This is a genomic window from Streptomyces sp. NPDC001270, from assembly GCF_042896695.1.
Classification (GTDB): domain Bacteria; phylum Actinomycetota; class Actinomycetes; order Streptomycetales; family Streptomycetaceae; genus Streptomyces.
This window is the reverse complement of record NZ_JBIAXM010000001.1, coordinates 87,453-111,562: the sequence shown is the minus strand read 5'-3', so window position 1 is coordinate 111,562 and position 24,110 is coordinate 87,453. Positions and strand designations below refer to the sequence as shown.

The 24,110-nt window shown below is 65.4% G+C and carries 28 protein-coding genes; 12 read left to right on the top strand and 16 right to left on the bottom strand.

Annotated elements, in window-relative coordinates; genetic code table 11:
• Positions 1-223 precede the first annotated feature (223 nt).
• The 9 genes from ACFY2B_RS00540 to ACFY2B_RS00500 all read right to left on the bottom strand — a co-directional run bounded on the left by ACFY2B_RS00540 (position 224) and on the right by ACFY2B_RS00500 (position 7,175).
• Positions 224-685: a TadE/TadG family type IV pilus assembly protein gene (locus ACFY2B_RS00540; protein WP_390760962.1), complete on the bottom strand. Its 462-nt coding sequence runs from the start codon at positions 683-685 to the stop codon at positions 224-226.
• Positions 682-1,095, bottom strand: coding sequence for a TadE/TadG family type IV pilus assembly protein (locus ACFY2B_RS00535; protein ID WP_390760961.1), 414 nt, complete (start codon positions 1,093-1,095; stop codon positions 682-684). The genes ACFY2B_RS00540 and ACFY2B_RS00535 overlap by 4 nt, the downstream gene beginning before the upstream one ends.
• Positions 1,096-1,557, bottom strand: a complete 462-nt coding sequence (locus ACFY2B_RS00530) for a TadE family protein (RefSeq protein WP_390760960.1) — start codon at positions 1,555-1,557, stop codon at positions 1,096-1,098. It lies immediately after the preceding gene.
• A 183-nt stretch (positions 1,558-1,740) separates the two neighbouring features.
• The gene (locus ACFY2B_RS00525) at positions 1,741-1,992 is read right to left on the bottom strand and encodes a hypothetical protein (RefSeq protein ID WP_390760959.1); all 252 of its coding nucleotides are present in this window, start codon (positions 1,990-1,992) and stop codon (positions 1,741-1,743) included.
• A 126-nt stretch (positions 1,993-2,118) separates the two neighbouring features.
• The gene (locus tag ACFY2B_RS00520; RefSeq protein ID WP_390760958.1) at positions 2,119-3,039 is read right to left on the bottom strand and encodes a type II secretion system F family protein; all 921 of its coding nucleotides are present in this window, start codon (positions 3,037-3,039) and stop codon (positions 2,119-2,121) included.
• On the bottom strand, positions 3,036-4,043 hold the full coding sequence (locus tag ACFY2B_RS00515) for a type II secretion system F family protein (RefSeq protein ID WP_390761502.1): 1,008 nt from the start codon (positions 4,041-4,043) through the stop codon (positions 3,036-3,038). Before ACFY2B_RS00515 ends, ACFY2B_RS00520 begins: the two co-directional genes overlap by 4 nt.
• 95 nt (positions 4,044-4,138) lie before the next feature.
• Positions 4,139-5,446 (bottom strand): CpaF family protein, encoded by a 1,308-nt coding sequence (locus ACFY2B_RS00510; RefSeq protein WP_390760957.1) that lies wholly within the window; start codon positions 5,444-5,446, stop codon positions 4,139-4,141.
• Entirely contained in the window at positions 5,443-6,438 is a 996-nt protein-coding gene (locus tag ACFY2B_RS00505) for a hypothetical protein (protein ID WP_390760956.1), read from the bottom strand. The genes ACFY2B_RS00510 and ACFY2B_RS00505 overlap by 4 nt, the downstream gene beginning before the upstream one ends.
• 17 nt (positions 6,439-6,455) lie before the next feature.
• Positions 6,456-7,175, bottom strand: a complete 720-nt coding sequence (locus ACFY2B_RS00500; protein ID WP_390760955.1) for a hypothetical protein — start codon at positions 7,173-7,175, stop codon at positions 6,456-6,458.
• A 575-nt stretch (positions 7,176-7,750) separates the two neighbouring features.
• Here ACFY2B_RS00500 and ACFY2B_RS00495 point away from each other — a divergent pair.
• The 6 genes from ACFY2B_RS00495 to ACFY2B_RS00470 all read left to right on the top strand — a co-directional run bounded on the left by ACFY2B_RS00495 (position 7,751) and on the right by ACFY2B_RS00470 (position 12,789).
• Positions 7,751-8,347, top strand: coding sequence for a hypothetical protein (locus ACFY2B_RS00495; protein ID WP_390760954.1), 597 nt, complete (start codon positions 7,751-7,753; stop codon positions 8,345-8,347).
• Positions 8,344-9,381, top strand: coding sequence for a hypothetical protein (locus ACFY2B_RS00490; RefSeq protein ID WP_390760953.1), 1,038 nt, complete (start codon positions 8,344-8,346; stop codon positions 9,379-9,381). Before ACFY2B_RS00495 ends, ACFY2B_RS00490 begins: the two co-directional genes overlap by 4 nt.
• A gap of 66 nt (positions 9,382-9,447) precedes the next feature.
• Positions 9,448-9,747 carry a hypothetical protein gene (locus tag ACFY2B_RS00485; protein WP_376529982.1) on the top strand — a complete coding sequence of 100 codons (300 nt, stop codon included), beginning with the start codon at positions 9,448-9,450 and terminating at the stop codon, positions 9,745-9,747.
• Position 9,748: 1 nt separating this feature from the next.
• On the top strand, positions 9,749-10,996 hold the full coding sequence (locus ACFY2B_RS00480; RefSeq protein WP_390760952.1) for an enoyl-CoA hydratase/isomerase family protein: 1,248 nt from the start codon (positions 9,749-9,751) through the stop codon (positions 10,994-10,996).
• Between the two features lie 104 nt (positions 10,997-11,100).
• Positions 11,101-12,009, top strand: coding sequence for a hypothetical protein (locus ACFY2B_RS00475; RefSeq protein ID WP_390760951.1), 909 nt, complete (start codon positions 11,101-11,103; stop codon positions 12,007-12,009).
• Between the two features lie 39 nt (positions 12,010-12,048).
• Complete coding sequence (locus tag ACFY2B_RS00470) at positions 12,049-12,789, top strand: hypothetical protein (RefSeq protein ID WP_390760950.1); 741 nt, start codon at positions 12,049-12,051, stop codon at positions 12,787-12,789.
• A gap of 60 nt (positions 12,790-12,849) precedes the next feature.
• Here ACFY2B_RS00470 and ACFY2B_RS00465 read toward each other — a convergent pair whose 3' ends face one another.
• Positions 12,850-13,140 (bottom strand): winged helix-turn-helix domain-containing protein, encoded by a 291-nt coding sequence (locus ACFY2B_RS00465; RefSeq protein ID WP_376529990.1) that lies wholly within the window; start codon positions 13,138-13,140, stop codon positions 12,850-12,852.
• Between the two features lie 160 nt (positions 13,141-13,300).
• On the opposite strand from ACFY2B_RS00465, the gene ACFY2B_RS00460 reads away from it, so the two are divergent.
• From ACFY2B_RS00460 to ACFY2B_RS00435, 6 genes are all read left to right on the top strand, one after another.
• Complete coding sequence (locus tag ACFY2B_RS00460; RefSeq protein ID WP_390760949.1) at positions 13,301-13,597, top strand: hypothetical protein; 297 nt, start codon at positions 13,301-13,303, stop codon at positions 13,595-13,597.
• A 558-nt stretch (positions 13,598-14,155) separates the two neighbouring features.
• A complete protein-coding gene (locus ACFY2B_RS00455) occupies positions 14,156-14,809 on the top strand; it encodes a hypothetical protein (protein ID WP_390760948.1) in 654 nt (217 codons plus the stop codon).
• Between the two features lie 210 nt (positions 14,810-15,019).
• Entirely contained in the window at positions 15,020-15,676 is a 657-nt protein-coding gene (locus ACFY2B_RS00450; RefSeq protein WP_390760947.1) for a hypothetical protein, read from the top strand.
• Between the two features lie 739 nt (positions 15,677-16,415).
• Positions 16,416-17,069, top strand: coding sequence for a hypothetical protein (locus ACFY2B_RS00445; protein ID WP_390760946.1), 654 nt, complete (start codon positions 16,416-16,418; stop codon positions 17,067-17,069).
• Between the two features lie 68 nt (positions 17,070-17,137).
• Complete coding sequence (locus tag ACFY2B_RS00440) at positions 17,138-18,085, top strand: hypothetical protein (protein ID WP_390760945.1); 948 nt, start codon at positions 17,138-17,140, stop codon at positions 18,083-18,085.
• 267 nt (positions 18,086-18,352) lie between these two features.
• Positions 18,353-18,934 carry a hypothetical protein gene (locus ACFY2B_RS00435; protein ID WP_390760944.1) on the top strand — a complete coding sequence of 194 codons (582 nt, stop codon included), beginning with the start codon at positions 18,353-18,355 and terminating at the stop codon, positions 18,932-18,934.
• Between the two features lie 132 nt (positions 18,935-19,066).
• On the opposite strand, the gene ACFY2B_RS00430 is transcribed toward ACFY2B_RS00435, so the two are convergent.
• The 6 genes from ACFY2B_RS00430 to ACFY2B_RS00405 all read right to left on the bottom strand — a co-directional run bounded on the left by ACFY2B_RS00430 (position 19,067) and on the right by ACFY2B_RS00405 (position 23,969).
• A complete protein-coding gene (locus ACFY2B_RS00430; RefSeq protein WP_390760943.1) occupies positions 19,067-19,660 on the bottom strand; it encodes a hypothetical protein in 594 nt (197 codons plus the stop codon).
• A complete protein-coding gene (locus tag ACFY2B_RS00425) occupies positions 19,653-20,327 on the bottom strand; it encodes a hypothetical protein (protein ID WP_390760942.1) in 675 nt (224 codons plus the stop codon). Before ACFY2B_RS00425 ends, ACFY2B_RS00430 begins: the two co-directional genes overlap by 8 nt.
• The gene (locus ACFY2B_RS00420; RefSeq protein WP_390760941.1) at positions 20,324-21,406 is read right to left on the bottom strand and encodes a hypothetical protein; all 1,083 of its coding nucleotides are present in this window, start codon (positions 21,404-21,406) and stop codon (positions 20,324-20,326) included. The genes ACFY2B_RS00425 and ACFY2B_RS00420 overlap by 4 nt, the downstream gene beginning before the upstream one ends.
• 306 nt (positions 21,407-21,712) lie before the next feature.
• Positions 21,713-23,203 carry a putative T7SS-secreted protein gene (locus tag ACFY2B_RS00415; protein ID WP_390760940.1) on the bottom strand — a complete coding sequence of 497 codons (1,491 nt, stop codon included), beginning with the start codon at positions 23,201-23,203 and terminating at the stop codon, positions 21,713-21,715.
• Positions 23,204-23,229: 26 nt separating this feature from the next.
• Complete coding sequence (locus ACFY2B_RS00410; RefSeq protein WP_390760939.1) at positions 23,230-23,553, bottom strand: type VII secretion target; 324 nt, start codon at positions 23,551-23,553, stop codon at positions 23,230-23,232.
• A 113-nt stretch (positions 23,554-23,666) separates the two neighbouring features.
• Entirely contained in the window at positions 23,667-23,969 is a 303-nt protein-coding gene (locus ACFY2B_RS00405; protein WP_376530006.1) for a WXG100 family type VII secretion target, read from the bottom strand.
• Between the last annotated feature and the right edge of the window lie 141 nt (positions 23,970-24,110).

Genomic DNA, 24,110 nt, shown 5'->3' with positions numbered 1-24,110 from the left:
AGCTGGTCGGGGCGGGTCGAACGAGTGGATCCTAGGGAGATCCTATTGACTGGGACCGACACCGTCGAAGGTCCGCGGCGGCCGAACCCGGCGCACCGGCGCTCCCGTTCACCGGATCACCGATCCACGAGCGTCGCCCCCCGGCGATCGTCATCGGTCCCCCGCGCAACGTCTCCACCCCTTCACCCCTTCACCCCGTACGAACGTCATGCCCATCCCCGGCTCAGCCGACCTCGTTCCGCGCCACCGCCTGGCCGTGCACGACCACGTTCCCGCCGTAGAACATGCCGGTGAACACCGGCTGGTACGTCAACTGCACCTCGATCTCGACCTGTTGGGCGTCGGCCAGCACGCAGTGGGTCGCGGCGATGTCGGCGCCCGTCATGTCCATCTCGCGGGCGAAGGTCTTCACCCGCGCGTCGCAGTTCTGGTAGTTGATCGGCGCGGGGCCGCCCGCGTTGTCGTAGAGGGCTTCCTTGTCTATGTCCTGGGCCGCGTAGCGGGCCGCCTGTTCCGCGATGTCGGCGGCGCGTTCCCGCTTGGAGATGGACATGCCGCCGTCGATCACGAAGGCGGACAACGAGAGGAAGACGAGGGCGAAGATGATCACCGCGCCGGCGCCGGAACCCCGGTCGTCCAGCCCGGTCCGGCGCGCGGACCACCAGGCGCGTACGGCTGTCCTCACGCCGACCTCCGGAACGGGTCGAGCGGGGAGCTGAAGCTCGACGACAGCCGGGTCGGGATGTCCAGGCCCAGCATGGCCAGGCCCCGTACCTGGCAGCTCACCTCGACGGTGAAGATGGTGTCGGGTGCGAAGCCCTGACTGGTCTGGACGACGGAGACCGGGCCGGAACAGACGTCGGCCAGGTCCGCCTCGGCGGCCCTGCGGGCCTCGGCCATGGCGGTGCCGTGATCCTTCTGGATCGAGCCCGCGCGGGCCGCGTCCCGCGCGGCGCCGTCCAGCGCGCCCCGGCCGTCGACCAGTTGGCCGAAGGCCACCAGGACGAGGATGAACAGGATCATCACCGGCGCGAGGATCACGACCTCGACCGTGGACAGACCCCGGTCGTCGCCCGCGGGGTTACGGCCGCGCATTCAGTTGCCCCCTTCCGGCACGAACCGCTCCACCGGTCCGGAGGACTGCGCGTGCACGGTCAGGTCGAGGCCCGGGAAGACCGTGGGGATCCGCGCCGAGATCTCCACGCCCACCGTGCCCGCGTCCGGCTGGAGCAGCTTCACGTCCGGCGCGACCACCAGCTGCGGGCCGAGCTGGCTGATGTAGGAGTCGACGACGTCACGGGCCTCGCCGCGCCAGGCGCCGGGCTGTTCGTCGGCGGTGGCGCGAGCCTTGCGGGCACCCGCCTGCGCCGCCGCCTGGGCCACGTGGTCGGCGAAGAAGTACAGCGCGAACTGCACTGTCGCGAAAATCATGAAGAACAGGACGGGGGTGAGCAGCACGAACTCGATCGCGGTCATGCCCGAGTCACCGCTCTCGCCATGCGCGGCCCGCGCACGGCGGCGCGCCCATCTGCCCACGCCCACAAACAACCCCGTCATCCCCGTCGTGTCGCGCCGTATCGTCGTGTCTTCGCCGAGCGTCGTGTCTTCTTGTCGCGTCGTTTCTTCGTGTCGCGTCTTCGCGCCGCGTCGTACAGTCGCGCCGCGTCCTGCGTGCCGCGCCACGCCACGTCCTGCGTGCCGCGCCACGTCCCGCGGCGACGCCCCGCCTCGTGCGCGCGGTCAGCAGGTCTTGCCCGCGTCCGCGCCCCTGATGCAGTCGCCGACCTTGTTCGCGCCGTCGCTCAGCGCGGCGTTGATGATCGCGGCCACCACGCCGACGATCGCCACCACCACCGCGGAGATGATGACCCACTCGACGGCGGAGGCACCACGGTCCAGTTCGCCGGAGCGGGCGCGCTGCACCCGGCCCTGGAGGAAGGTGATCAGGAAGTCCACCGCCGGGATTCCGGTGCGGACGGTGCGTTCAGTCATGGAAGTCGTCCTCTCGACCCAGCTCGACTCGGCTGACGGTCTGGGCAGTGGGAGCAATGGAGCGGAAGGAGTGAAGTGGAGGCGATGGAATCGGATCGTAGGTCTCGTCGTTGCCGGTCGGAGGGCTCACACCTGGAACACCCGCACGGCCGCGGGGAAGATCAGGAACACCAGGAATCCCGCGCACAGCAGCAGCTGCGCCACGAGCATCGACTGGGACTTCTCGCCCGCGCTGCCCTCGATCTCGGCGAGTTCGCGGTGCCGCATGGTCTCCGCGCGGGAGGCGAGCGACTCGCGCACCTTGGCGCCGTCGTCCGCGACCAGCGCCAGCGAGGCAGAGAGGTCCTTGAGTTCCTCGACGCCCAGCTCCTCCCCGAGCTGCCCGAGCGCCTGCCACTGGCTGATGCCGGTGATCCGGGCGTCGGACAGGGCGCTGCGGATGCGCTGGTTGGCCCAGCCGTCGGAGACCTCGGCCGCCGCCATCAGCGCCTCGGGCAGGCCACGCCCGCCGGCCAGGCTCATCGACACCAGGTCCAGATAGGCCCCGATGACCCGTCGCAGGTCCCGGCGCTTGTCGGCCGCGTCCCGCCGTACTTCGAGGTCGGGCAGGAAGAAGAAGAGCGCCGCGCACATCAGGGCCAGCCAGACCGGGATGACCGGACTGCGGCCGAAGCCCATCGTGTAGACGACCGCGAACAGGAACGGCCCGAAGAACAGCCCGGCCGTGGCCAGCAGCACCTTCGTCGCCAGGAACTTCTCCCAGCTGCGGTCCAGGACGGCGAGGTCGGCGCGCAGCGAGCGCTGTTCCCAGCCCTGGTGCAGGTAGAACTCGGAGACGCGGGCGCCGATCTCGGCGCGCAGCGTGCCGAAGCGTCCCGTGTCCTGCGTCTGCCGCGCGGACTCGTACGCCGCGCCCCGCGCCCGCATCGCGTCGATCCGCGCGACCTGGGCGACCGCGCTCCGCCTGGACGGCATCAGGGCACGGATGAGGGCGTAGACGCCCAGTCCGAAGACCACGCCGATCAGGATCGGCATCGTCAGGTTCACCGGCGTACACCTTCTTCCGACTGGAACGGCGGCTGCGACTGGTGGGGCTGGTGAGGATGGAGCGGCTGTTGGGCCTGCGGGGCGTGCGGCTGTGTGCTCGTGACCGGGCCGCGGGGCCGTACGAACTGCACCGACGACTCGTCGCGGACCAGGAAGCGTTCGGGTGTCTCGATCGTGGACAGCTTGCGCAGCCACCAGAAGCCGAGCGCGAACAGGGCGCAGACGAGGGCGAGTACGAGCTGGCCGACCGGGCTGCCGTACGGCGAGACGAAGTCGCGGTTGAAGATGGCGAGTCCGAGGACGAAGGCGATCGACACCGCGACCACGATCTGCACCGAGCGGCGCGTGGAGGCGCGCTGGGCCATCACGCGCTGGCGCATGTCGACCTCCTCGCGGGCCGACTTGGCGAGCGCGCCGAGGACCTGGCGCAGGCCGGGGCCACGCAGCCGGGCGTTGAGGATCAACGCGGCCACGATGATGTCCGCGGACGCGTCGTCGATCTCGTCGGCGAGCACCTGGAGCGCGTCCGGCAGCGGAGTGCGGGCGCGCAGCCGGTCGACGAGGGAGTCGAGGTGGGGGCGCAGGACGGGGGCCGCGGCCCGCGCGGACGCCGGGATGGCCTGCTCCAGGCCGACCGCGCCGGCGATGGTGTCGCGCAGGGACTCGGTCCAGGAGGCCAGGGCCTCCACCCGGCGCATGGCCGCCCGCTCCTCCCCGGCGCCGCCGAAGAGGCGGTCCCAGAAGAAGACGAGGACGCCGGCCGCGAGACCGGCCACCGCCCAGCGGGTCAGCAGCAGGACGGCGAGCCCGACGATCGCGGCGAGCGAGCCGCGCTGCCCGGCGAACCGGATCAGTTCGGCGGCCCGCTCGTTGGCCTTCTGCTTCTCGTGCGCCGGCTTGGCGGGCAGGCCGCGCACGGCGAGCATCAGCAGCGCGATGCCGCCGCCGACGGCGACACCGCTGCCGATCGAGTACAGGACGGTGGTGGAGAAGAGGCCGCCCATGGAGCCGAGCGGACCGAGGGCCGTACGCGTGACGGCGTCGGTGCCGGTGGCGATGGCGGCAGTCGTGGCAGCGGTGGCGATGAAGTACGTCATGGTCACCCCCACGCCCCGTGCGGCTGGTAGCCGTAGGCCATCAGGTCCTCCAGGCAGGCTATCGGCGCGTGCGGTACGACCCGGCCGTCGGGCGTCTCGGCGAACACCTCGCTGGACAGCACCCGGCCGTCGACACCGTTGACCTCGCGGATCGAGGTCACCACGCGCTGGAGCCGGCCGCCGCTCTGGAAGTTGTTGCGCCGCTGGACGAAGACGACGAAGTTCACGGCGCCCGCGATCAGCATCTGGCTGGCCTCGATGGGCAGCCGCTCGGACGCCTGCAACGCGTACGTGGAGATACGGTTGAAGACCTCGCTGGAGCTGTTGGCGTGGATCGTGGAGAGCGAGCCGTCGTTGCCCTGCGACATCGCGTTGAGCATGGTGACGATCTCGTCGCCCAGCACCTCACCGACGATCACCCGGGACGGGTTCATGCGCAGCGAGCGGCGGACCAGCTCGGCCATGCTGATGGCGCCCTGGCCCTCGGAGTTGGGCAGCCGTTCCTCGAACGCCACCACGTTGGGGTGCAGGTCGGTGAAGGTGTCGAGCCCGAGTTCCAGGGCGCGTTCGACGGTGATGAGCCGCTCGCCCGGCGGGATCTCGTTGGCGAGGGCACGCAGCAGGGTCGTCTTGCCCGCGTTGGTGGCCCCCGCGATCATGATGTTCTTGCGGGCGCGGACGGCGCAGGCGAGGAAGTGGCCCAGCTCGGGGCCGAGGGTGCCGTTGCCGACGAGGTCGGAGATGAACACCTTGCCCATGCGCGCCCGCCGGATGGACAGCGCGGGCCGCCGGGCGACGTCCATGACGGCCGAGAGCCGGGAGCCGTCGGGCAGCCGCAGGTCGAGCTGCGGGTTGGCGGAGTCGAAGGGCCGGGAGGACAGACCGGAGTAGGCGCCCAGCACCTGGATCAGCTCGATCAGTTCCTCGTCGGTCTCGGCGACGGGCTCGCCCTTGACCTCGTGCCCGTCCGAGTAGCCGACGAAGACCTGGTCGCAGCCGTTGATGTCGATGTTCTCGACCTCGGGGTCGTCCAGCAGGGGCTGGAGCCGGCCCACACCGAAGAGCGCGGCGTGCACGGCGGCCGCGTACTGCTCCTCGGTCTCGGCGTCCAGCGGGGTACGGCCCGCGTTGATCTCGGTGCGGGCGTACTCCTCCAGGATCTGCGCGATGACCGCGCGGGCGTACTGCCGCTCGTCCTCCGTGGACATCGGCGACACGCCGCGGACCTGGTCCTGGCGGCGCTGTTCGGCGATGCGGTCGCCGGCGTCCTGCCGGAACCGCTTGACCAACTGGTGGTCGACAGCGGTCATCGTCCGGCTCCCGCGTGACCCTGCTGGGGCCGCTCGCCCTGCTGCGGCGGCTGCGGCTGCTGCTGGCCCTGCTGCGGCGGCTGCGGCTGCTGCTGGCCCTGCTGCGGCTGGTACGCCTGCTGCTGGGGCTGCTGCCGGCCGTGGTGCGCCTGCTGCTGGGACTGATGCGCCTGCTGGGCCTGGGCGGACGCGGCCCACGCGGCGCCGTACTGCTGGTACAGGTCGGCGGTGACCTTGCGGGCCGAGCGGATCAGCAGCGACTTCTCCAGACGCCCCCGCTTGCGGCCGGCCAACTGCTCCGCGCCGGACGGGTCGTCGGCGAGCGTGCCGACGACCCGGGCCCCGGTCTGGGCGTGCACCAGCATGTCGTTGACCTGGCCGGCAAGCTTGGCGGAACTGCTCGGGTCGGCGACCAGGACGACGCCGATGAGCGGGGTGGCGAGGGTCGCGGCGCCGCGCGGGCCGCCGTGCAGCTTGACGGAGAGCGCGGCGGCGCGGTCCCGGACCCGGGCCAGCGACTCGGGCTCGGTACGCGAGACCAGCAGGACGAGCGCGGCATGCGGGAGCAGTTCCACGGCCGGGGTGTCGCCGCTGATGCGTCCGCAGTCGGCGATGACGTCGGCGGGCGCGTTCGGGGAGTCGGCCAGGGAGGCGAAGGCGTGCCCGAGGGTGGGCCACAGGCCGGCCAGCCCGGCCGCCTGCTCGGCGATACCGAGCCCGACGAGCACCTCGAGCCCGCCGCTCAGCGGCTGCACGTGGTCCCAGAGCTGGTCGGGCACGAGCCCGCGGCGGGCCGTGGCCGCTATGGACAGCATGCCGGTGTTCGGGTTGAGCGGCCCGCCGTGCGCGGCGGCACTCCGGTAGACGAGGTCACCGCCGGCCGGGTCGGCCTCGGCGAGCAGCGCGCGCCTCGGCCAGACGGCGGCGAGGGCGACGGCCGCGGTGGTGACGCCGGGGGAACCCTTGTCGGCGGCGATTGCGATGAGCGCCATGGGGTGGGTGCCGCCTTCTAGTTGCCGGTGCCGGGAACTCGCACGACGGCCACCGCGTTGGCGGACGCGGCACGTGCCACGGCGGCGGCGTCGGCCTCGTCGACGAGCAGGGTCAGCGAGAGGTTGCCCGTGCTGACGGTGGCGTCACTGCCGTCGGACTTCGAGCTGACCCGCGCGTCGCCGACGATGAGCCCGCCGGAGGAGGCCCCGGACGAGTCGGCCGAGCTGCCCGAGTTCGAACCGCCGGAGTCGACGCTGTAGACGGCGACGGTGTCACCGGGCTTGATGTCGGCCGGGTACTGGCCCTGCTTGAGGGAGACGCCGACGGACGCCTTCCCCTTGGGGAGGGAGTTGCCGGCGGCGAACATCTGCCCCACCACGACCGTGCCCTTGTAGATGGTGGACTTGGCCTTGAGGGTCTTGAGGGTGTCGAGCTGGTCCCAGCGGACGTAGGCGATGCTGTCGTCGGCAGCGACCATCACGGAGGTCACCCCGCCGTCCTTGACGGACTCGCCGGCCGGGATCTCCTTGGTCACCTTGATGACCTCGATCCGGTCCCCGGCACGCAGCACGAGCGTCGTGGCGCCGAGCGCGCCGAGCAGGATCAGCAGCACGGCGAGCGCGGCCAACGCCGGTTTGCGCTCACGAGGCGGAGTGGGCAGCCGGTCACCGACCGACGGCTGAGCCGGAGCGGCGGCACGACCCGCGCCCGCCCCCGTACGCTCCTGGATCTTCACGCAACCGCTCCCCGTACGCGCAAGAAATGCCTGCCAAGTTGCCAAAAAAAGCGGACACTTCACCCCCGACGCCCGCGCGTAAAACACGAGACGTGCTGGACGCACCGCCCGAGCCGGGCGGATACCCAGCGCCAGAGTGAGTGTCAAGCGAACGCACCGTATCAGCCGTGCATAAGCCCCTCAAGGCACGCTCCGTGTGCGTGGACCCACCCGGAACACGGTCGCGCTCCGCAACGGCCATCGAACGCACAGCAGTTGAACCAAGGGGTTACGGAGCCTACTGCCTGCGTACCTGCGAACACCCGACAATCCCACCGCCGGGCAAGCGCTCACCGGGCGGACACGATGCCTGCACGTTTCGCTCACGACAGGTGCGGGTGGTTCCCCACCCTCCGTACGGAGAACCGCTGTTGTCCCGCGCCGGTCCGGCGGCCGACGCCGCTCCAGCCTGGCGGAACCTCCAATCCCAGGGATACCGTCAGTGCCCTTGACAGCCTTCATGTCTCAACGGGGAGCCCACAGTGATGCGCCGCTCTGTGCCAATTGCCGCCGCGGTTGCCGCAACCGCAAGTCTCTTGCTGACGGGGTGCGGTGGGGGTGACTCGGGCACGGACGGGGAGAGGATCGCGGGGGCCGACAGCGGGGACTCCTCGGCCTCCGCGGCTCCGAGCCCGACGACGAGCGGCGCCACGCGGCCCGACCTGACACTGCCGGGCGACGTACAGGAAACCTTCGAGGGCTGGAAGACCGGGGACGCCACCAAGGACGCGGTCCTGGCGGACGCCGGAAGGGCTCAGACCGCGGTGACGTACTCCGTCACCAAGGGGGATCCCGAGACCTCCGCGCTGGCTTTCTACCAGGCCGAAACCGCCCTCGCCGGCAGCCAGGACTGGGTCAAGTCGATCGTGGACTCCGGCCTCACCTTCTCGGGTGCGGTGCGTTACTACGCGGCCAAGATCAGTGTCTTCGACAAGAAGACCGCTGGTGTGTCGTACTGCGCGGACGAGAGCAAGGCGTACAACAAGGACCGGAAAACCGAGAAGGTCGACAAGGAACCGGCGACCGCCAAATCCTATGTGCTCTACAGCACCCGCCTTCAGTTGAACGACAAGGGCGTGTGGCAGACCACGAAGCTCGAATCGGAGCGGGGGAACAAGGCGTGCACTCCTTGAGGATCAGGCATTACTGGCTCCCCGTCGGGGCAGCCGCGGTCACCTTGGCGCTCCTTCCCGGCACCGCCTTCGGGTGGGGAACCCCTGGAAAATCGAACGGCCAGAAGACCGACACCCGCGGTGGGCAGGACGGCGGACGGCTCTACTCGGTGATCACCTTCAGCGGTTCCGCCGCGGGCGGAGGCGGTGACGAGGGCCGTGTCACCCCCGTCGGCGACTGGACCCCACCCGCGTGCTGGTACGAGCCGAGAAGCGCCGCGGACTTCTCCAAGTACGTCGAGAACATGTACACCGAAACGATCAATACGCCGGGCCAGCACAGCTACGCCAAGGCCTCCGTCGGCATGTTCCGCAACGACTACAAGGACGGCACGTACAAGAACTACAACCTCGACATACAGGACGAGGGCAACTGGTGGGTCGCCGTCGTCGACCAGGACCGCTGGATGGAGCCGGCCGCCCAGGTCTGCGACAAGCAGCCCTTCTGGGTGGAGAACGGTGACGCGCCGCCCGTGGACCACGCGGTCACCCCGCAGATCCTCGCCGAACTCGCCTACAACCGCGTGCGGCTCCCCGCCACCGAGGTGAGCCTGGCACCGCAGGACACCACCAAGGTCAATCTGCCCACCTGGGCCTGGCTCGACAAAGCCAGGTTCAAACCGGTCTCGGTGACCGCCGCCCTCGATGTCGGCGGCATTCACATCCAGGCCACGACCACCGCCGAACCCGTCGCGCTCAAGCTCGAACCCGGCACCCCGGACGCCACGACCTCTCCCGGTTCGGGCGAATGCACGCTCAACGCCGACGACTCCGTCGGAGAGCCCTACGCCAAGGGCAAGGCCGACCGGACGCCGCCCTGCGGCGTCACCTACCTGCGCTCCTCCGGGAACGGCACGTTCAAGCTGCGGGCCACGGTGACCTGGCGGATCACCTGGACGGGCACGGGCAATCCCGATCCGAAGCGGCTCCCTGACGGCACGTTCGGCAACGACCAGGCCGTCACGGTCCAGGAGATCCAGTCCGTCAACCGCTGACGACCCACCCACCAGCCGTGCGACGTCCACTCGCGACGGGCCCGTGACCGGAGACCGGAAGACGACATGAGCGACCTGCGCCTCGAAGACACCGTCTTCGAACACCTGAAGAAGACCTTCTCCACCATCAGCGACCGCATGGAGGACGCCCGCCGCAGCCTGCGCGGCACCGACGCCTCGGCCGTCGGCGAGAGCAAGCTCGTCGACGACGTCCAGGACTTCGCCGACGACTGGGGCTACGGCATCAAGCAGCTCGGCAAGCACACCCAGGGCGCCGTGAAGATGATCAACACCATCGGCGACACCTTCGACAAGCTCGACCAGGAACTCGCCGAATCACTCAAGGTCAAGAAGAAGGGCAAGTGACGTGACCGGCAAGCGGCCCTCCTTCCCCCACATAGGCTGGGACCCCACCCCCGGGGACGTGATCGACACCCGGGAACTCGCCAAACGACTCGGCAACCTGGCCGGCGAACTCGGCACCGCGGTACGCGAACTCGAACGCATCGAATGCGGCGCCTGGAAGGGCAAGACCGCGATCGCCTTCACGGAGTACATCGGCGAGGACGTCACCCCTCTCATCCGCAAGAGCTACGAATCGTTCGACAAGGCATCCCGGGCCCTCCACCGATGGGCGGGAGAGCTCCAGGACTTCCAGGACGAAGCGGACCGGCTCGAAAAACTCGCCGGTGAGAAACTCGACGCCAAGGGCAAGGCCGAAGCCAAGGCGGGCAGCGACGGCAGCGATGAACTCGGCAAAGCCTCCGGCGCCGTCGACGAGGTCATCAACAAGGTCCACGACCTCGAAGACCGCTACAAGCAAGCCGCCCACAAAATAGGCAAGGAACTCGACAAGGCCGCGGACATAGCCCCCGACGAACCCGGCTTCTGGGACAAACTCGGCAAGGGCATAGCGGACGCCTGGGACGCCACCGGCGACTGGCTCAAGGAACACGCCGACCTGATCAAAACGGTCGGCGACATCCTCAGCAACGCGTCCGCGGTACTGGGCATGCTGGCCATCGCCACCCTCCCCTTCCCCCCACTCGCCGCCATCTTCGGCACAGCCGCCCTCATCGGCAGCGGACTGGCCCTGGCGGCCCATGGCGTCGCCATGGCGGCCGGGGCGGATGTGAGTTGGATGACACTGGGGACGGATGCGTTGGGGCTGATGCCTGGGCTTGGGATGTTCGGGAAGGGGGTCAAGGTCGCCGGCAAGACGGCAGAAGTGGCCAAGGGTGCGGCGACAGCCAAGGCTGCCTTGCTGGGCAAGGGATTCAAGGTCGCAAAAATCGGTGAATCACGTATTGCTTTCGCCATGGGCAAGGCATCGAAGGACCTGGACGGGGGACGCGGGCTGGCCGGTTTGGTGAAAATCGGAGGAAGTTCCAAGAACGTCTACGAGGTTTCACACGCCAGTGGCCTGGCATCGCGCATGGGCGGCCTCGTCAGCGCCGGCTACCACGAAGGGCAGTGGATCGGCACCAAGGGAATCAACACCTTGACAAAATGGAGCGTGGATCCAATAAGCAACATGGGCAGGTCCATCGACGGCAGCCTCAAGATCGCCCCCAAAGTCATCACCAACATCAAGGACGCCGTTTCCGGCGATTAGCCTTGCCCCTCGGAATCAGACCGTGACCACGCTCCAGAGTATGGACGGCAGAGGGCGTCACGGAAACGAACCACTGAGTCAGAACACAGGGAGTGCACACCGAGATGAATATCTGGCAGCCCGAACCAGGGGAAACGCTACTCGCCCGCGCTCCCGTCACCTACGCAACAGGCGCTGCGATGCGGGTCAGAGGCATGCGCTGGTTCCGTGACACCTACCGCAATGACATCCAGCACGAGCTTCCCGGCTGGCCCGAAGGCCCCTCCTACACGCCCCATTCGACAGGCGGCACGGTGGCCCTGAAGTCCCTCAAGGGTGCCGGCATGGTGGTGGGGACGGCCTTCATGGCTCTCCTCAGCGCTGCGGGCGGCAACATCGCGGGCCCCTCGGACGACTCCGGCTCCGACACACCAGACGAGCCGGCGGACGAGGTCGAGGACTTCCCGGTCATGTGGGCCGCACCGGGCAGCATCGCCCGCACCCTGCCCTGGCAACTTGACCCAGGACGCACCGACCAGAATCACCAACGGACCCACGCAATCGTCACCGACCGCAGACTCGTCATCGTCGAACTGCCCTACAAGAAGAACTCAAAAGAAGTCGACGACGCGGTCCTCTGGCAGTGTCCACGCACCGATATCGGACACATCGAACTCAAGGACTTCAAGGACGGAGACGACGTCAAAATCGTTTTCGTAGACGGCTCATGGTGCAGGTTGAGATGCGTCTGGCGCAGGCACCTGACACGGTATCTGGAGAACACGCCCGACCTGCTCACGCTGGAATCCCTCACCCCGCAACAGCAGACAGCCGTCCTGGACTTCGCGGCTGAGGTCGAGATGCCGGAGTCGGTGTCCCCCATCATCACGCGAAACGCGTGCGGCCATTACCACGTCGACATTCTCCTGCCGAGTCGGTTCACTCCCGCCTTCGGAGCTTCGGAGGAGACTCTCACCATGAACGAGGACGGCCAGAAGGCCGATCCCCTGAAGTACCACCCCGAAGACCTCTGAACCCAAAACCACATCACACTCGAAACGGCTCCCGCGTCCATGCCATCCTCTGCCGAATCCACGGCCCCTCTTCCACCGCCGCCGCCACCGATAGACCCCCCACCCGTCTGGTTCCTGACCCCCGAAGGCTTCTTCCCACTCCCCCTCGCCGACAGCCCCGACGAGCGTGCGGCCCGAGCGCACTCCTTCGTACGGGACCTCTACTCCCGCGGTGACGAAACCGTCTGGGAACCCGCCGCCCCGTACTACTCGGCCATAGCCGAACTCATGCAGAACACCGGTGTCTCCTACGCCGCGATGGGCCTGTTCTCCACCTCCGAGGAGGAACGCACTCCCGAGGGCGACATAGCCAGGCACGACCTCTCCGGCGGCGCCGCCCAGTGCGCCTTCACCCTGGCCGCGATACCGACGGACCAGGCCGACGCCGAAACCGATGTCGTAGCACAGGGAATCCTCGCGGCCCTGTCCGCGGACCGGTACAACGAGGTCGACTGGCTCGACCTCCCCTGCGGCCCGGCCGTGTCATGCGTCACCTGGCGCCAGCTGAACCTCAACCCCGCCGTGACGGCAAGCGGAGAGGCCACGGAACTCGTCACCGCCCAGATCCAGGTCCACGTACCGTTCCCGACCGGCCCGTTCACCGCGGTCTTCACGCTTTTCACGGCCTCAGTGGATCAGTGGAGCCAGTTCGTCGAGATGATGGGGGCGATTCTCCAGACGGTTTCCTTCGTCGATCCCACCGAGGATCTGACGCCCCTCACGTCGGCCGAGGAAGCCTGAGAGCCAGAACGACGCCGGCCAGGCAAAGTCCCGGAGCCCAAGCTCGGCACCCGGACCCTGCTACTCCTGTCCCTCACCATCTGACGACACGTCGGCCTCCGGATACGCGACGAAGGTGCCCTTCGCCGGGAGAGTGACGACGAGGCCGCGCTCACGAAGTTCGCGAACGGCTCGGCGGGCGGTCAGGTACGCGACCCCGTATTCCTCACCGAGATCCCGCTCACCTGGCAGTCGCGCTCCCGGCCTCAGCGCACCCGACGCGATCCGGGCAGCGATGTGGTCAGCCACCTGCATATAGACGTACGCGATCTTGTTGGGGTCGATCGGCGAATCCCCTGCGTCTGCTGCCATAGCAACCACCGTAAAACAGCCCTGAGCTGCATTGATGGGTGCGATGCTGCATACTGCTATGCACTGACATGCGCAGCAATGTAGGCTGATTGCGCAATAGACCCCGGCGACGGGTGGAAGCCGTCCCGGGGCACGGCCAACGCTGAATCGGAGCGTCGACATGCCGGACTTTATCGTCCGCCTCCTCACCTGGATGCTGAGCATCTGCACCCCAAGCCCCCAGGGCCGCCACCGCCGAGGCGCACCCCCACCCCTGCGTTTCATCCCCATCCCGCCACCCCGCATCATCAATCCCCTCGACGGCAACGCATCCCACCTCGCACGCCCCTACGTCCTGGCCCCCGCCGAACACCGCCGCCAACGCGAACGCCGCCGGGCCGCCTCCCTGGCCACCCTCGGAATCGACGTGGGCCCGAGACACATCCACGGCGTACGCGTACCGGCGGCCGGCCGATGACGCGCCCCGCCATGCGCATGTGCGCCCGCTGCGACCGCTCGACGGACGAACCGGTCCTGATCCACGAGGTCCACGCCCCAACGGGCCCCGGCTTCAACGTCTACGCATGCCCGGAATGCGCCGCGCACTACGACGCACCCAGGACGCACGTACTCGAACTGCCCGACCCCACATCCCGCCGCTCCCGCCTCACCCTCCGCATCTACAGAATCGACAGGGAGGGCAGGGTGACCGACGACCGGGGCAAGGTCGAGGTCGTGGCCGGCGGGCACGGCGAACCAGTGCCATTCACATCGGCGTATCCGCCGTGCTCCTGCCGGAGATGCACAGCTGCGCGATAGCAAAACAAACAAGCGCACAACGACGGCTCCGGACATGGCACTCGACCACGCCCGGAGCTGTCTGCCGTTCGAGCACAATCAAGCCACCAGGCACTCCGGGAGTTATCCCTTACGCCGGAATTGCCCATGAGCATGGGGAGTTCAACCTGGCGGAAGCGGGAACTCTACCGATACCGTTGACCTCTTGACTGGAATTTTGTCTCACGGGGAGCCCACAGTGAAGCGCCGCACTCCGCCCGTTGCGATCGCGTTCGCCGCAACCGCAACCCTCCTGTTGACGGCCTGCAGCGACGGGGGTGAAAGCTCCAAGTCCAAGGACAAGATCACAGGTGTCGATACGGGCAAGGCAACAGCCCCAGCATCACCGACCGCATCGGCGGACATCGCCGAGCGCCCCAAGGTGTCTCTGCCCGCGGACGTAAAGTACGTCTACGAGGGATGGCACTCCAGCGACTCCGCCGAGGCCGCTGCGCTCGCGGACGCGAAGCGGCGCATTGAGGCCACGGACGCCGCCATCACCAACAACGACCTCAACTCGAAGGCCATCCCGTTCTATTACGAGGGTGACGCCCTTCTCGGAGCGGCTGACTGGATCAAGGGCTTCACGGACGACGGCTACACGATCACTGGCACGACGCGTTTCTATAACCCACACTTCACGAAGTTCGAGAAGGACTCCGTAAATCTCAGTTACTGCACAGACGAAAGCAAGGCGTACGACAAGGAGCGCAAGACCGGCAAAGTCGACAAGACGCCCGTGACCGCCAAGTCGTACGTTTTCTACAGCACTCGTATGGACCGGAACGCGCGGGGAGTCTGGCAGACCAGCATGCTCGCGTCGGAAAGGGGCAACGCGAAGTGCACGCCGTGAGCACAGGCACTAAGCGGCTCCGAGGACTTGGCACTCGCCGACGCCCGGAACTGTCGACCGCTCAAGCATAATCAAGCCATGCACTGCTCCCAGATTGCACCCATACACCGAAATTTCCCATGAGTACAGGGAGGGTGCATCCCGCCGGAAGCGATACTTTATTGATATTGTTGGAATCTTGACCAGATTTCCGTCTCACGGGGAGCCAATGTGAAGCGCCACACTCTGCCAGTTTCTGTCGCGATTGGCGCTACGGCAGCCATTCTTCTGAGTGCTTGCAGCGGCAATGCCGACGGGACTAAGAGGAATGGCAAGATTGCAGGTGAAGACACCAGTGACACCAGAGCCTTAGCCACGCCGAGCGCGAGCGTCTCCGACAAGGTCAAGCGCCCGGATTCGACGTTACCCAAGGGCGTTAACGATGTCTTCGAAGGCTGGCATACGGGCGATCCAACAGAGGACGCAGTTCTCGCCGACGCCGCGCGGTCACAAACCGCGATGAACTATGCCATCCTCGAAGGCGACTCGAACACACCAGGCATGACGTTCTATTATAAAGAAAAAGCGCTAACGTCGTCTATGAAGTGGGTCCAGAAGTGGCTGGATACTGGCCTCACTTATACCGGCACAACACGCTACTTCAAACCGAAGATCAATGTGTTCGACAGCAGGTCCGCGGGCGTCTCGTTCTGCGCTGACGAGTCAAAGGCGTTCAACAAGGACCGAAAGACCGGAACAGTCGACCGCTCACCGGTGGGCAACGACGCGTACGTCTTGTACAACACCCGCTTGGAAAGGAACGAGCAGGGCATCTGGCAGACGACCGACGGCACTTCCGTCCGGGGGAGCAAAATGTGCCTTCAGTAATCGCCGCCCGCCCGACCATCGCAGTATGCGTACTCATTGCATCTGAGCATGCTGGCCAAGCCCGAACCCTCTAGGTCCGCCGCCGGCGAGCGCGTCGAGACCACACCATTCGCATCACCTCATTTCAGTGAGGGCTGCACAAAGCGTTCCCAGGTCAAGGCCGTTGCAAGGTGCCCCTCCGACGAGGAATGGCACTCCAGCGACTCCACCGAGGCCGCCGCGGGACACTACAAACGAACCAGCCCTGCTCCAGGCAGTCCACGCCACAACGGGCCCGGCTTCAACATCTACGCATACCTAGAGTCCGCCGCGCACTACGCACCCAGGACGGACGTACCCGAACCCCTTGAACCCACACCCCACCACTCCCGCTTCACCTCGCATCTACAGAATGGACAGGAGGGGCAGGGTGACCGACGACCGGGGCACAGCCGAGGTCGTGGCTGGCGGGCACGAAGACCCCGTGCCGTCCACATCGGCGTATCCGCCATGTGCATGCCCGAGATGCATAACCGTGCGATAGCAATACAAAAGGGCAAATAACGACAACCTCAGAACTGACGCTCAGCCACGCCACGCCCTGCCAGCCGTTCGAGCAAATTCAAGCCACGAGGCACCTCCGGAAGGATCCCATACGCCGGAATTGCCCATGGGTACTGGCAAGTTCGTGCTGGCGGAGGCAGGAACTCCACCGATACCGTTGGGCTCTTGACAAACCCAGTCTCACGGGGAGCCCACAGTGAAGCGCCGCACTCTGCCCGCTGCCACCGCGTTCGCCGCGACCGCAGCCCTACTACTGACGGCATGCGGTGGCGGGGACGATTCCAAGACCAACGGCAAGATCGCCGGGGCCGACACCGGCGACACTGCCGTGCCAACCTCGCCCAGTCCATCCACCACCAGCTCGGCCCAGCGCCCCAAAATCACACTGCCGTCCGACCTCGATGATGTATTCGAGGGATGGCAGACGGGAAATTCCACGAAGGATTTGCTACTGGCCGACGTCCAAGGAGCACAGACGGCAACCGACTACGCCATCTCCAAAAGTAGCGCAAATGAATCAGTCCTGGGTTTCTACTACCAAGGCGACGCACTGGTCACCACTGCACAGTGGGTCAAGTCCTTCGCAGACAAAGGGCTGACCATTACTGGGAAGATCAGATACTTTGATCCTCAAGTCACCCTTTCTGGAAGCACATCCGGGTCCGTGCGTTACTGCTCTGACGAGAGCAAGGCATTCAGCAAGGACCGTAAGACCGAAAAAGTAAACATGACCGCCGTAACCGACGACTCTTACGTGCTCTACAACGTCAGGGTCGAAAAGAACAAGCAAGGAGTATGGAAGACGACGAATGGCCTGTCGGACAGGGGGAACTCCGAATGCACTCCCTGACATATCGATTCAGAGCAGTACTCGGGACCACAATAGTCGCGGTCGTCTTTTCCATTCCACCTTCCGCGATGGCGACCATCACCGACAAATCCCAGTACGAGGAGGGGATTAAGGCCAGTTTCCGCGGCAAGGAAATCGCCTCCCAGGTGAAGTTCGACTTCTCAAAAAATGGGAGTGGCAAGTCCACCGGAATGGTCGCCTCCGTAGGCACCTGGACTCCGCCTGCATGTTGGTACGAGCCGAAGTACACCCCTGAAGAAATGGAAAAACAGTACGAAGATCTACTCAAAAGCCCCCTCTTCTCCGGCAAGAAGGAGGCCGTGGAAGGCATGGGGGGCCGATTCAAAGACGGCAATCCCTACACCGACTTCAACAAAGAGAAGGCCGGCAAGGGAATGTTCTGGACATCGGCCCGCGATGATAGCAATCCAACAAATCCCCACATCTGGGATTGCAAGAAGCCGGACTTCTGGGCTGACAACGGTCATGCGCCTGACGTTGAGCACGCCATAGACGCAGAGACCCTGGCTGGCCTCGCTTACAGCAGGATTCAGGTACCCGACACCGAGGTCACCCTCGCTCCGGAGCAGTCCACAAGGGTCAACCTCGCCACCTGGGCCTGGCTCGACCAAGCGGACTTTCACAGCGTGTCCGTTACTGCCTCCCTCAACGTGGCAGGTTGGAACATTTCCGCCACCACGACAGCGAAGCCTGTCTCTCTCAGGCTAGAACCGGGCACTGCGGACGCGACCATGTTTCCGGCCAGCGGTGTTTGCCGCATCAACGCCGACGGCTCTATCGGCGAGCCATATTCCAAAGGCAGGTCAAACGAGTCCCCGCCCTGCGGGGTCACCTACCTTCGTTCATCAGGCGACGGCACATACAAACTCAAAGCAGCCATTACCTGGCAGATCACCTGGAATGGATCTAACGGAGAAGCAGGCCGACTTCCTGACGGTAGTTTCGGGACCACTCAGGACGTCACCGTTCAGGAGATCCAGTCTGTCAACCGCTGAACACGGAGCGCCGTGTGGACTTTGAACGGGTGTGCTTGACAAATTCGATGTAGACGAACTTGCTCGGTTCATGAATATTCTCTTGCCACTAACGCCGTAAAGATCACCGTGGCATCTCACTACTAGCGGCCGATTATTACTCGTTCATTGGCAAGGGTTTTGAGCAAGGTCGGCAATATTCCCCACCAGTATCTTCAGGGCAGCCCAGGATGTCATTGTGCAGAACATCCAACAGCCCAATGAGCAACGGGTTGAAGGAGAGTTCTCATGGCAGGTTCCGCCAAGCCTAAACGTCGAAGAGCAGCAGCGTCGGGTCTCGACTACGATCCACGTCCCAACAGGCTGAGCTCGTGCCGCGAAAAGAACCGGCCGAAAGGTAATTTTACCTTTGGCCTTCTCATGTTCCTAGGCGTTACCGGTATCATCATCTTGTTCGTAACCCTTGATATTCTCTGGGGCGATGAAACCTGGATGTGGGCGGCTGAAAGCTTGCCGGGTGGCGCCTATGGATTCTCCGCGTGCGTCGGCATATGCGGGCCGTGTCTCGCAGCTCTTTCGATCTTCTCTTTGATTCGTTTGAGCCAGAAGAGCCAGAGGATACACAAAGGCCGAACGCTGGTCATGGCAGGGCTGTGCATCGCGTCCACCGCCCTGCTAGTGCCTTACATAGTACTCGTCTTCAACGCCCAGAACACGGGAAAGTGGGGTCGCGGCAATTCAACTTCACCGAGCTGGGTGTTCAGCAACTACCCGTGGCTCTGGGCCGTTGGGCTGCTCAGCACCATGGTGACGATCGCAGGGCTCATTTGGGTATTTGTCGCCTGCAATCGCCGCAAAACTGATTCTTGAGGTGCGGAGCGTCGTCCACGCCGCGCAGCGAAAGCTCGGCGACGACTCCCCGATCACGGTCATAAATAAGGCTTGCGGCCGTCCGCTCACCCACAAACCCGCCCCCTTCTCAAGCCAAGCCAGTCCCACGACTCAGAACCCCACCTTGACCGTCTTGACAATACTGTCCGCGGCCTCCTCCATCTCCTCGTCCAGTCCCAGTACCGTCCACGAGACAAGCAGCATGATGGCGATGTTGCTGCCGGTCGGCAGAATTCCGTATGTCAGTGTTCCCAGCAGAAGCCCCGGCCCGCGGCGTGGGGAACCATCCGCGGCGAAATTCTGCCGCAGTCGTACCGCGGGACCGATCGGCAGTTCGGTGTGTGAGATCTGCGGAGGACCGAAGTCGTCAGCGCTGAATGTATCGGCGAGCCAGTCGAGCGTGATGGTGGGAACCGTCTCATCGGGATGAATCAGGTCGACTTCCAGGAGCGCAATGGAAGCGTCGAAACCATCGGGGTAAAAGGCGAAGGCATAGAACGGATCACGGCTACGGCTGTCCTCGACTCGGGATCGTAGGTCCTTACGGAGGGTCCCTTTGTCGAGTTCGTAGCCCGCTGCCTTGCTGCGCTCACGCAACTCCACCGCGGTGCTCTTGGCCCAGTCCTTGACGTTGTCAGTCGGGTCGAGCGGGAGTGGCACCCATTCCGTCGGGCACTCGATGCCGCAGGTGCGGATATCACTCATGGGTCTGTTCACCATCCGTCCAGATCATTGATCCAGCCACCGCGTCGAAGAGTTCGATCATTACATCGGCGATCTCCACAAGCGGCGTGGAGAAGGTCAGAAGGAGGTACGCCCTGGTCGTCGGCACCGGCACTTGGTAGGTGAGCGTGACCGACGGGAGCGGTGGTTCAGTACTTCCCGGTACGCCGACGGGTGGACTCTGAGTTGGCTGTCCTGCCGGTGTGCGAGTCCGGACTGCCGTGCCTGCGGGTAGTTCGACGATCGACACGTCTGCCTCTCCGTCAGATGAAAGGCGAGCAGCGAAGTCCTGTGCTGTCAACGCTCTTTCACTGTGCGGTGTCGGCAACAAGGTGATCAGGAGGGAGGCTGGGATCGTGAGCGGGCCTGCTTGCTGCAGACTGATGTACAGCTCGATGCCGCCCCCCTGGTAGGCCGCAGCGGCCTGTGCCAGGAGTTTGTCACGTAATTGCCGTTTGATGTGCGGTGCGTTGTCCACGCCTTCGAACTGGCGATTGATCAGCACGTCCACCGAGCGCTCGCGACGGTCCGGGGAGACGGGCACCAGAAACCACCCCTCCGGCAGGAGCAGGCGGTAATCAGCGGGAGGCGTGCCGCTGCTGTCCACGGGAGTGGCCACAGGAGCTCCCGTCTCGTCGGCTTGACTCATACCCTGCCTCCCGGCTTGTCCAGAGGTTTGTCGTACGAGACGCGGCTGATGAATGCACTCACCGCTGCAGGCACCAGTGCGGCCACAATGGTCATCGCCGACAGCAGTCCCGCCAAAAAGGCCGGAATCTCGTCTCCGAAGACTCCAGCCAACAGAACAGCGCTGAAGAGAGGAAGGGAGAGGAGCTCATTCTTGCCGATGACTGCCCTGTGCCAGCTTGTCTCTTCGCGGGCTTCCTTCGCCTCCATGGGGGACATCCGGCGGGCGTCTCCAGCCAGCACGTGCCCCTGCCACCAGACCTTCGCGTTCTTGGCGTACTCGTACCGCTCGTCCGCAACAGGAACATTCAGCGCGGTTACCAGTTCCGTCCAGCGGTCGCGTCCCTGCGGTCCTGCGAACCAGTGCTTCCACGGCAGGAGAACCCGCGCTTCACCGCCCCGGTCCCGGAACTCCACACCCAGCAGTTCTCCTGTTGTCGGAGCCACCAGTCGTACCAACCACGCCACTCCATGAGTCTGTGACCGCCCAAGCCAGCGTTCGTGCCCAATCGAATTGGTCAGGACTACGTCGTGCGGGAGCACACGCACCGACGCCGTCCGCAGGAACCGCCTCGTCGCTCCCCCGGCTGCGGGGGACGGCTTGATCTCCACGCTGTGCGCAGGCCAGGTATGGCGTCTATTGCGCCACCAGGCCCTGACTCGCACCATCCCATCGGCTGCGGGGAGCAGGAACAGGGCGCCGGCAGCGACCGGCATCGCCCAATCGAGGTCGGCTGCGAAAGCCGTCACGAGAGCGATGAACCATACGAACAGACCGAGTGCCCTGACCCAACTGTGCCAGTGAGGCAGTTGGGCGTGGATGGCCCGGTCCGGCCCGCTCTGGTTCTTCTTCGGTGTTCCAGGGCGCGGGAGGGGGACTTGGCTTTCTTCCAAGGGAATGCCGAGTGTGGTAACGATTTCCTTCAGCCCGGTCCGGCCGAGGCAATTCAGCGGCTGCAGATCCATCGCCCCTGCGGCTCCCGCCTCGGGCAGCCAGGCCGCCAGAGGTACCAACAGGATGTCCCGGCCGTCCTCGTCCATGAAGACCAGAGAACCCCAACGTTCAATGGGCCGTTTTTGCACGGTCTCCCACAAGTCGCCAGGTGGGTGGAAGACGGCGCGCCGAATGCCCCCGGCACCGACCGGGTATCGGCGCTCCAGTAGCCGAGGCCCGCGTACAACCAGGCTTCGCCCGTCAGCGTAGATCCGGGCTCGGCGTACGATCTGGGCATTGTGCGGCGGCATACCCGCCGGGCGCGCCATGGGGTCGGCCGACTGGCACAGCGACTCGCTCTTCCTCGGCTGCTCGCCCATCACTGAACCTGTCTCGACCGTCACTCGCTCCACTCACCCATCACTCGTTGTCGTGGCGTCCTTGACCCCGGTTGCCGACCAGAGCCCCTCAGCCAGCCCGCCTATCCCAACAAGATCGCCGATCTTGCCGGTGATCTCTCCCTTGTCGAGTAGGTCGGTGGTCGACGCGACTGCGGTCGAGCCGGCCCAGATCCGAGTCTGGGTCTGGAACACGTCGATTGCTCCCTTGACCCCGCTGTCGACCCGAAGCGATTGGGACATCTCGTCGAGACTGCTTTTCATCGCGGTAATGGCGGGGTCATTCAAACCGGGGCGAACTCCCGTCCACGTATCCGCCTGTCCGAGTTGCCTGAGATTGCTCGGGCTCAGGTCTTTGAGGGCCTTGATACTGTCCCGCGATTCCTGGTAGATCAACTTCGGGTTGAATGCGTCTGCCACTCGCTGAGCTCCGGGGAACCAACCCTTGGGCGCCTTGGCGATCATTTCTGCACCGGCCTTTCCTCGCAAGGCACCGCCACTGATTTCGTTGGCCTTCTTCCAAGCTTGGTTTATGGCCTTGTTGTACGCCGGAGTTCCCGGCTTCGCCTTGATGCCCTGCCTGAGTGCCCTGGCTGCCGACGACCGTCCCAAACCCTTGGCGGCGAGCGACGCGCCCTTGGCTCCTGCGAGGGCGCCTCGACCGATGCCGAGGGTGGCCAGGCCTACAACATCGAGGGCGACATCAAACCAACTGCCCTCGCCTGCCAGCGCCAGAAGGGTATGGCCGACAAGGGATACCAAAGTGGCGGCCAGCGCGATGGTGCCCAGGACTCCCGCCAGCACCTGCCCCACGACCGGGATCCATCCCACCACGAGCGCCAAGGTCCCACAGACGGTGGCGATCCAGCCCGTCCAGGTGAGGACTTCATTGATCCATCCGGAGTTGTCATGCACCCAGCCCTTGAACTTGTCCCAGGTGCCGTCCTTCAGCCCATCGTGATCGATGGCATGGCGGATGGACTCACGCGCTCTCTTGGCTGCGGCATCGCGGACGTCCTTGGCTGCTTCGAGGTCCCTTTTAGCCCGTTCGAGTGCTGAGGAGGCGGCTTCTTGACGCTTCTCCAGTTTCTTACGCTCCGGATCGTCAGCAACCGTTCCCTTGGGCAGCATGTCGATCGCGCCGCCGCTCGACTGGTGCTCATCGTGCGCGGTCCTCGCGTCGCGGAGCGCCTTGTCTGCCATGGTCTGAGCGCGATGGAGTTCCGAGGCGTACTCCGTGGCACAACCGCCGTCAACGACCCCTTCTCCCAAGGTGTCCGCGGCGGAGTCGTAGCGTTTGAAAGCCTTCCGTAGCTTCCCCTCGGCTTCCTCAGCATTCTTTCGGAACTCGTCAGCCGTCTTGCTTTTCCATGACTCGACGGAAGAGAGTGCTTTGATCTCGTCCGCCTGTTTTCTGATGACCTCGGCAGTTTTCCGTAACTCGCGGCCGAGCGCAGCCACTTCTTCCGGATTACCTGGAATCGGATCTGCCGACTCTCCGATCACCGACCACTCATCCGCCCTGGGCCGCGTCACTTCGCGCCTGCCCTGGCGCCGGGCTTCCTCTTGTCCGTGCCGCGCAATGCCTCGGCCAGCGCGTGATCGATGTCTTCGTACGCCTTGGCCGCTGTCGTCAAGAGCTTCGACAACTTTTCCAGTTCGTCCATGAGGCGTCCCCTGTGGATCTTCCAGTTGTCGCCGAAATCGTCGAAGACATCGACCAGCCCCTGGTCTCCGAGGGTGGACGCGCCCAAGCCCTCCGCAGGATTCGCATGGCCCTTGAACTCTCCGTGGATCTTGGAGAGTGATCTGGCGCTCTCCTTGATGCGCGCGAGATCGGCCGTCTGGTCCGACATGTGTTCCCCCTGAGATATGGCCTTGCGCAACACCGACAGGCCGCAAGGCGCGGCACGCGGCGCGGTCCCAGGGACACGCGCCGCGCCGTACGTCACCGCTGGCGGAGTTGGACCTACCGGCTCTTGGCCGACTTAGCCAGTTCCTCGTCGATCTGTTCGAACTTGTCCGCGGCCGTCGTCAGGTAGTCCCCCATGCCGTCCAGGCCGTCCAGCGTGTCCTTCGTCCCCCGTACGAACTCGTCGAAGTTCTCGTCGAACGCCTTCGACGAGCTCTTGGTGACATAGCCGGACTCGACCAGGTTCGCGATGTACTTGCGCAGGCCGTCCAGCTTCTCCTGGAGCTTTTCCTTCTCCTTGACGACATGCTTGGCCGCATCCCGCATGTCCTGGTATGTGACGTCAAGGTCCTTGGCCATGAAGCTGCTCCCTCTTCAAAACGCCGCAGGGCCAACCCCCGTGGCTCCCTGTGCGCGGACGAGACGGCTGGTACACATGGTTCCGCCGGTGCGATCGTCCGCTCTTGCGACTGCAGCTTACGGGGGTCAACTGACCGGCCA

Bases quoted from the DNA above. Each gene is read 5' to 3' on its own strand.
- ACFY2B_RS00535 (WP_390760961.1), bottom strand. From the start codon at position 1,095: ATGCGCGGCCGTAACCCCGCGGGCGACGACCGGGGTCTGTCCACGGTC.
- ACFY2B_RS00420 (WP_390760941.1), bottom strand. From the start codon at position 21,406: ATGGACGAGGACGGCCGGGACATCCTGTTGGTACCTCTGGCGGCCTGG.
- ACFY2B_RS00425 (WP_390760942.1), bottom strand. From the start codon at position 20,327: ATGAGTCAAGCCGACGAGACGGGAGCTCCTGTGGCCACTCCCGTGGAC.
- ACFY2B_RS00510 (WP_390760957.1), bottom strand. From the start codon at position 5,446: ATGACCGCTGTCGACCACCAGTTGGTCAAGCGGTTCCGGCAGGACGCC.
- ACFY2B_RS00530 (WP_390760960.1), bottom strand. From the start codon at position 1,557: ATGACGGGGTTGTTTGTGGGCGTGGGCAGATGGGCGCGCCGCCGTGCG.
- ACFY2B_RS00410 (WP_390760939.1), bottom strand. From the start codon at position 23,553: ATGTCGGACCAGACGGCCGATCTCGCGCGCATCAAGGAGAGCGCCAGA.
- ACFY2B_RS00485 (WP_376529982.1), top strand. From the start codon at position 9,448: ATGAGCGACCTGCGCCTCGAAGACACCGTCTTCGAACACCTGAAGAAG.
- ACFY2B_RS00515 (WP_390761502.1), bottom strand. From the start codon at position 4,043: ATGGGCGGCCTCTTCTCCACCACCGTCCTGTACTCGATCGGCAGCGGT.
- ACFY2B_RS00505 (WP_390760956.1), bottom strand. From the start codon at position 6,438: ATGGCGCTCATCGCAATCGCCGCCGACAAGGGTTCCCCCGGCGTCACC.
- ACFY2B_RS00525 (WP_390760959.1), bottom strand. From the start codon at position 1,992: ATGACTGAACGCACCGTCCGCACCGGAATCCCGGCGGTGGACTTCCTG.
- ACFY2B_RS00465 (WP_376529990.1), bottom strand. From the start codon at position 13,140: ATGGCAGCAGACGCAGGGGATTCGCCGATCGACCCCAACAAGATCGCG.
- ACFY2B_RS00475 (WP_390760951.1), top strand. From the start codon at position 11,101: ATGAATATCTGGCAGCCCGAACCAGGGGAAACGCTACTCGCCCGCGCT.
- ACFY2B_RS00405 (WP_376530006.1), bottom strand. From the start codon at position 23,969: ATGGCCAAGGACCTTGACGTCACATACCAGGACATGCGGGATGCGGCC.
- ACFY2B_RS00470 (WP_390760950.1), top strand. From the start codon at position 12,049: ATGCCATCCTCTGCCGAATCCACGGCCCCTCTTCCACCGCCGCCGCCA.
- ACFY2B_RS00460 (WP_390760949.1), top strand. From the start codon at position 13,301: ATGCCGGACTTTATCGTCCGCCTCCTCACCTGGATGCTGAGCATCTGC.
- ACFY2B_RS00430 (WP_390760943.1), bottom strand. From the start codon at position 19,660: ATGAGTGATATCCGCACCTGCGGCATCGAGTGCCCGACGGAATGGGTG.
- ACFY2B_RS00440 (WP_390760945.1), top strand. From the start codon at position 17,138: ATGGCGACCATCACCGACAAATCCCAGTACGAGGAGGGGATTAAGGCC.
- ACFY2B_RS00435 (WP_390760944.1), top strand. From the start codon at position 18,353: ATGGCAGGTTCCGCCAAGCCTAAACGTCGAAGAGCAGCAGCGTCGGGT.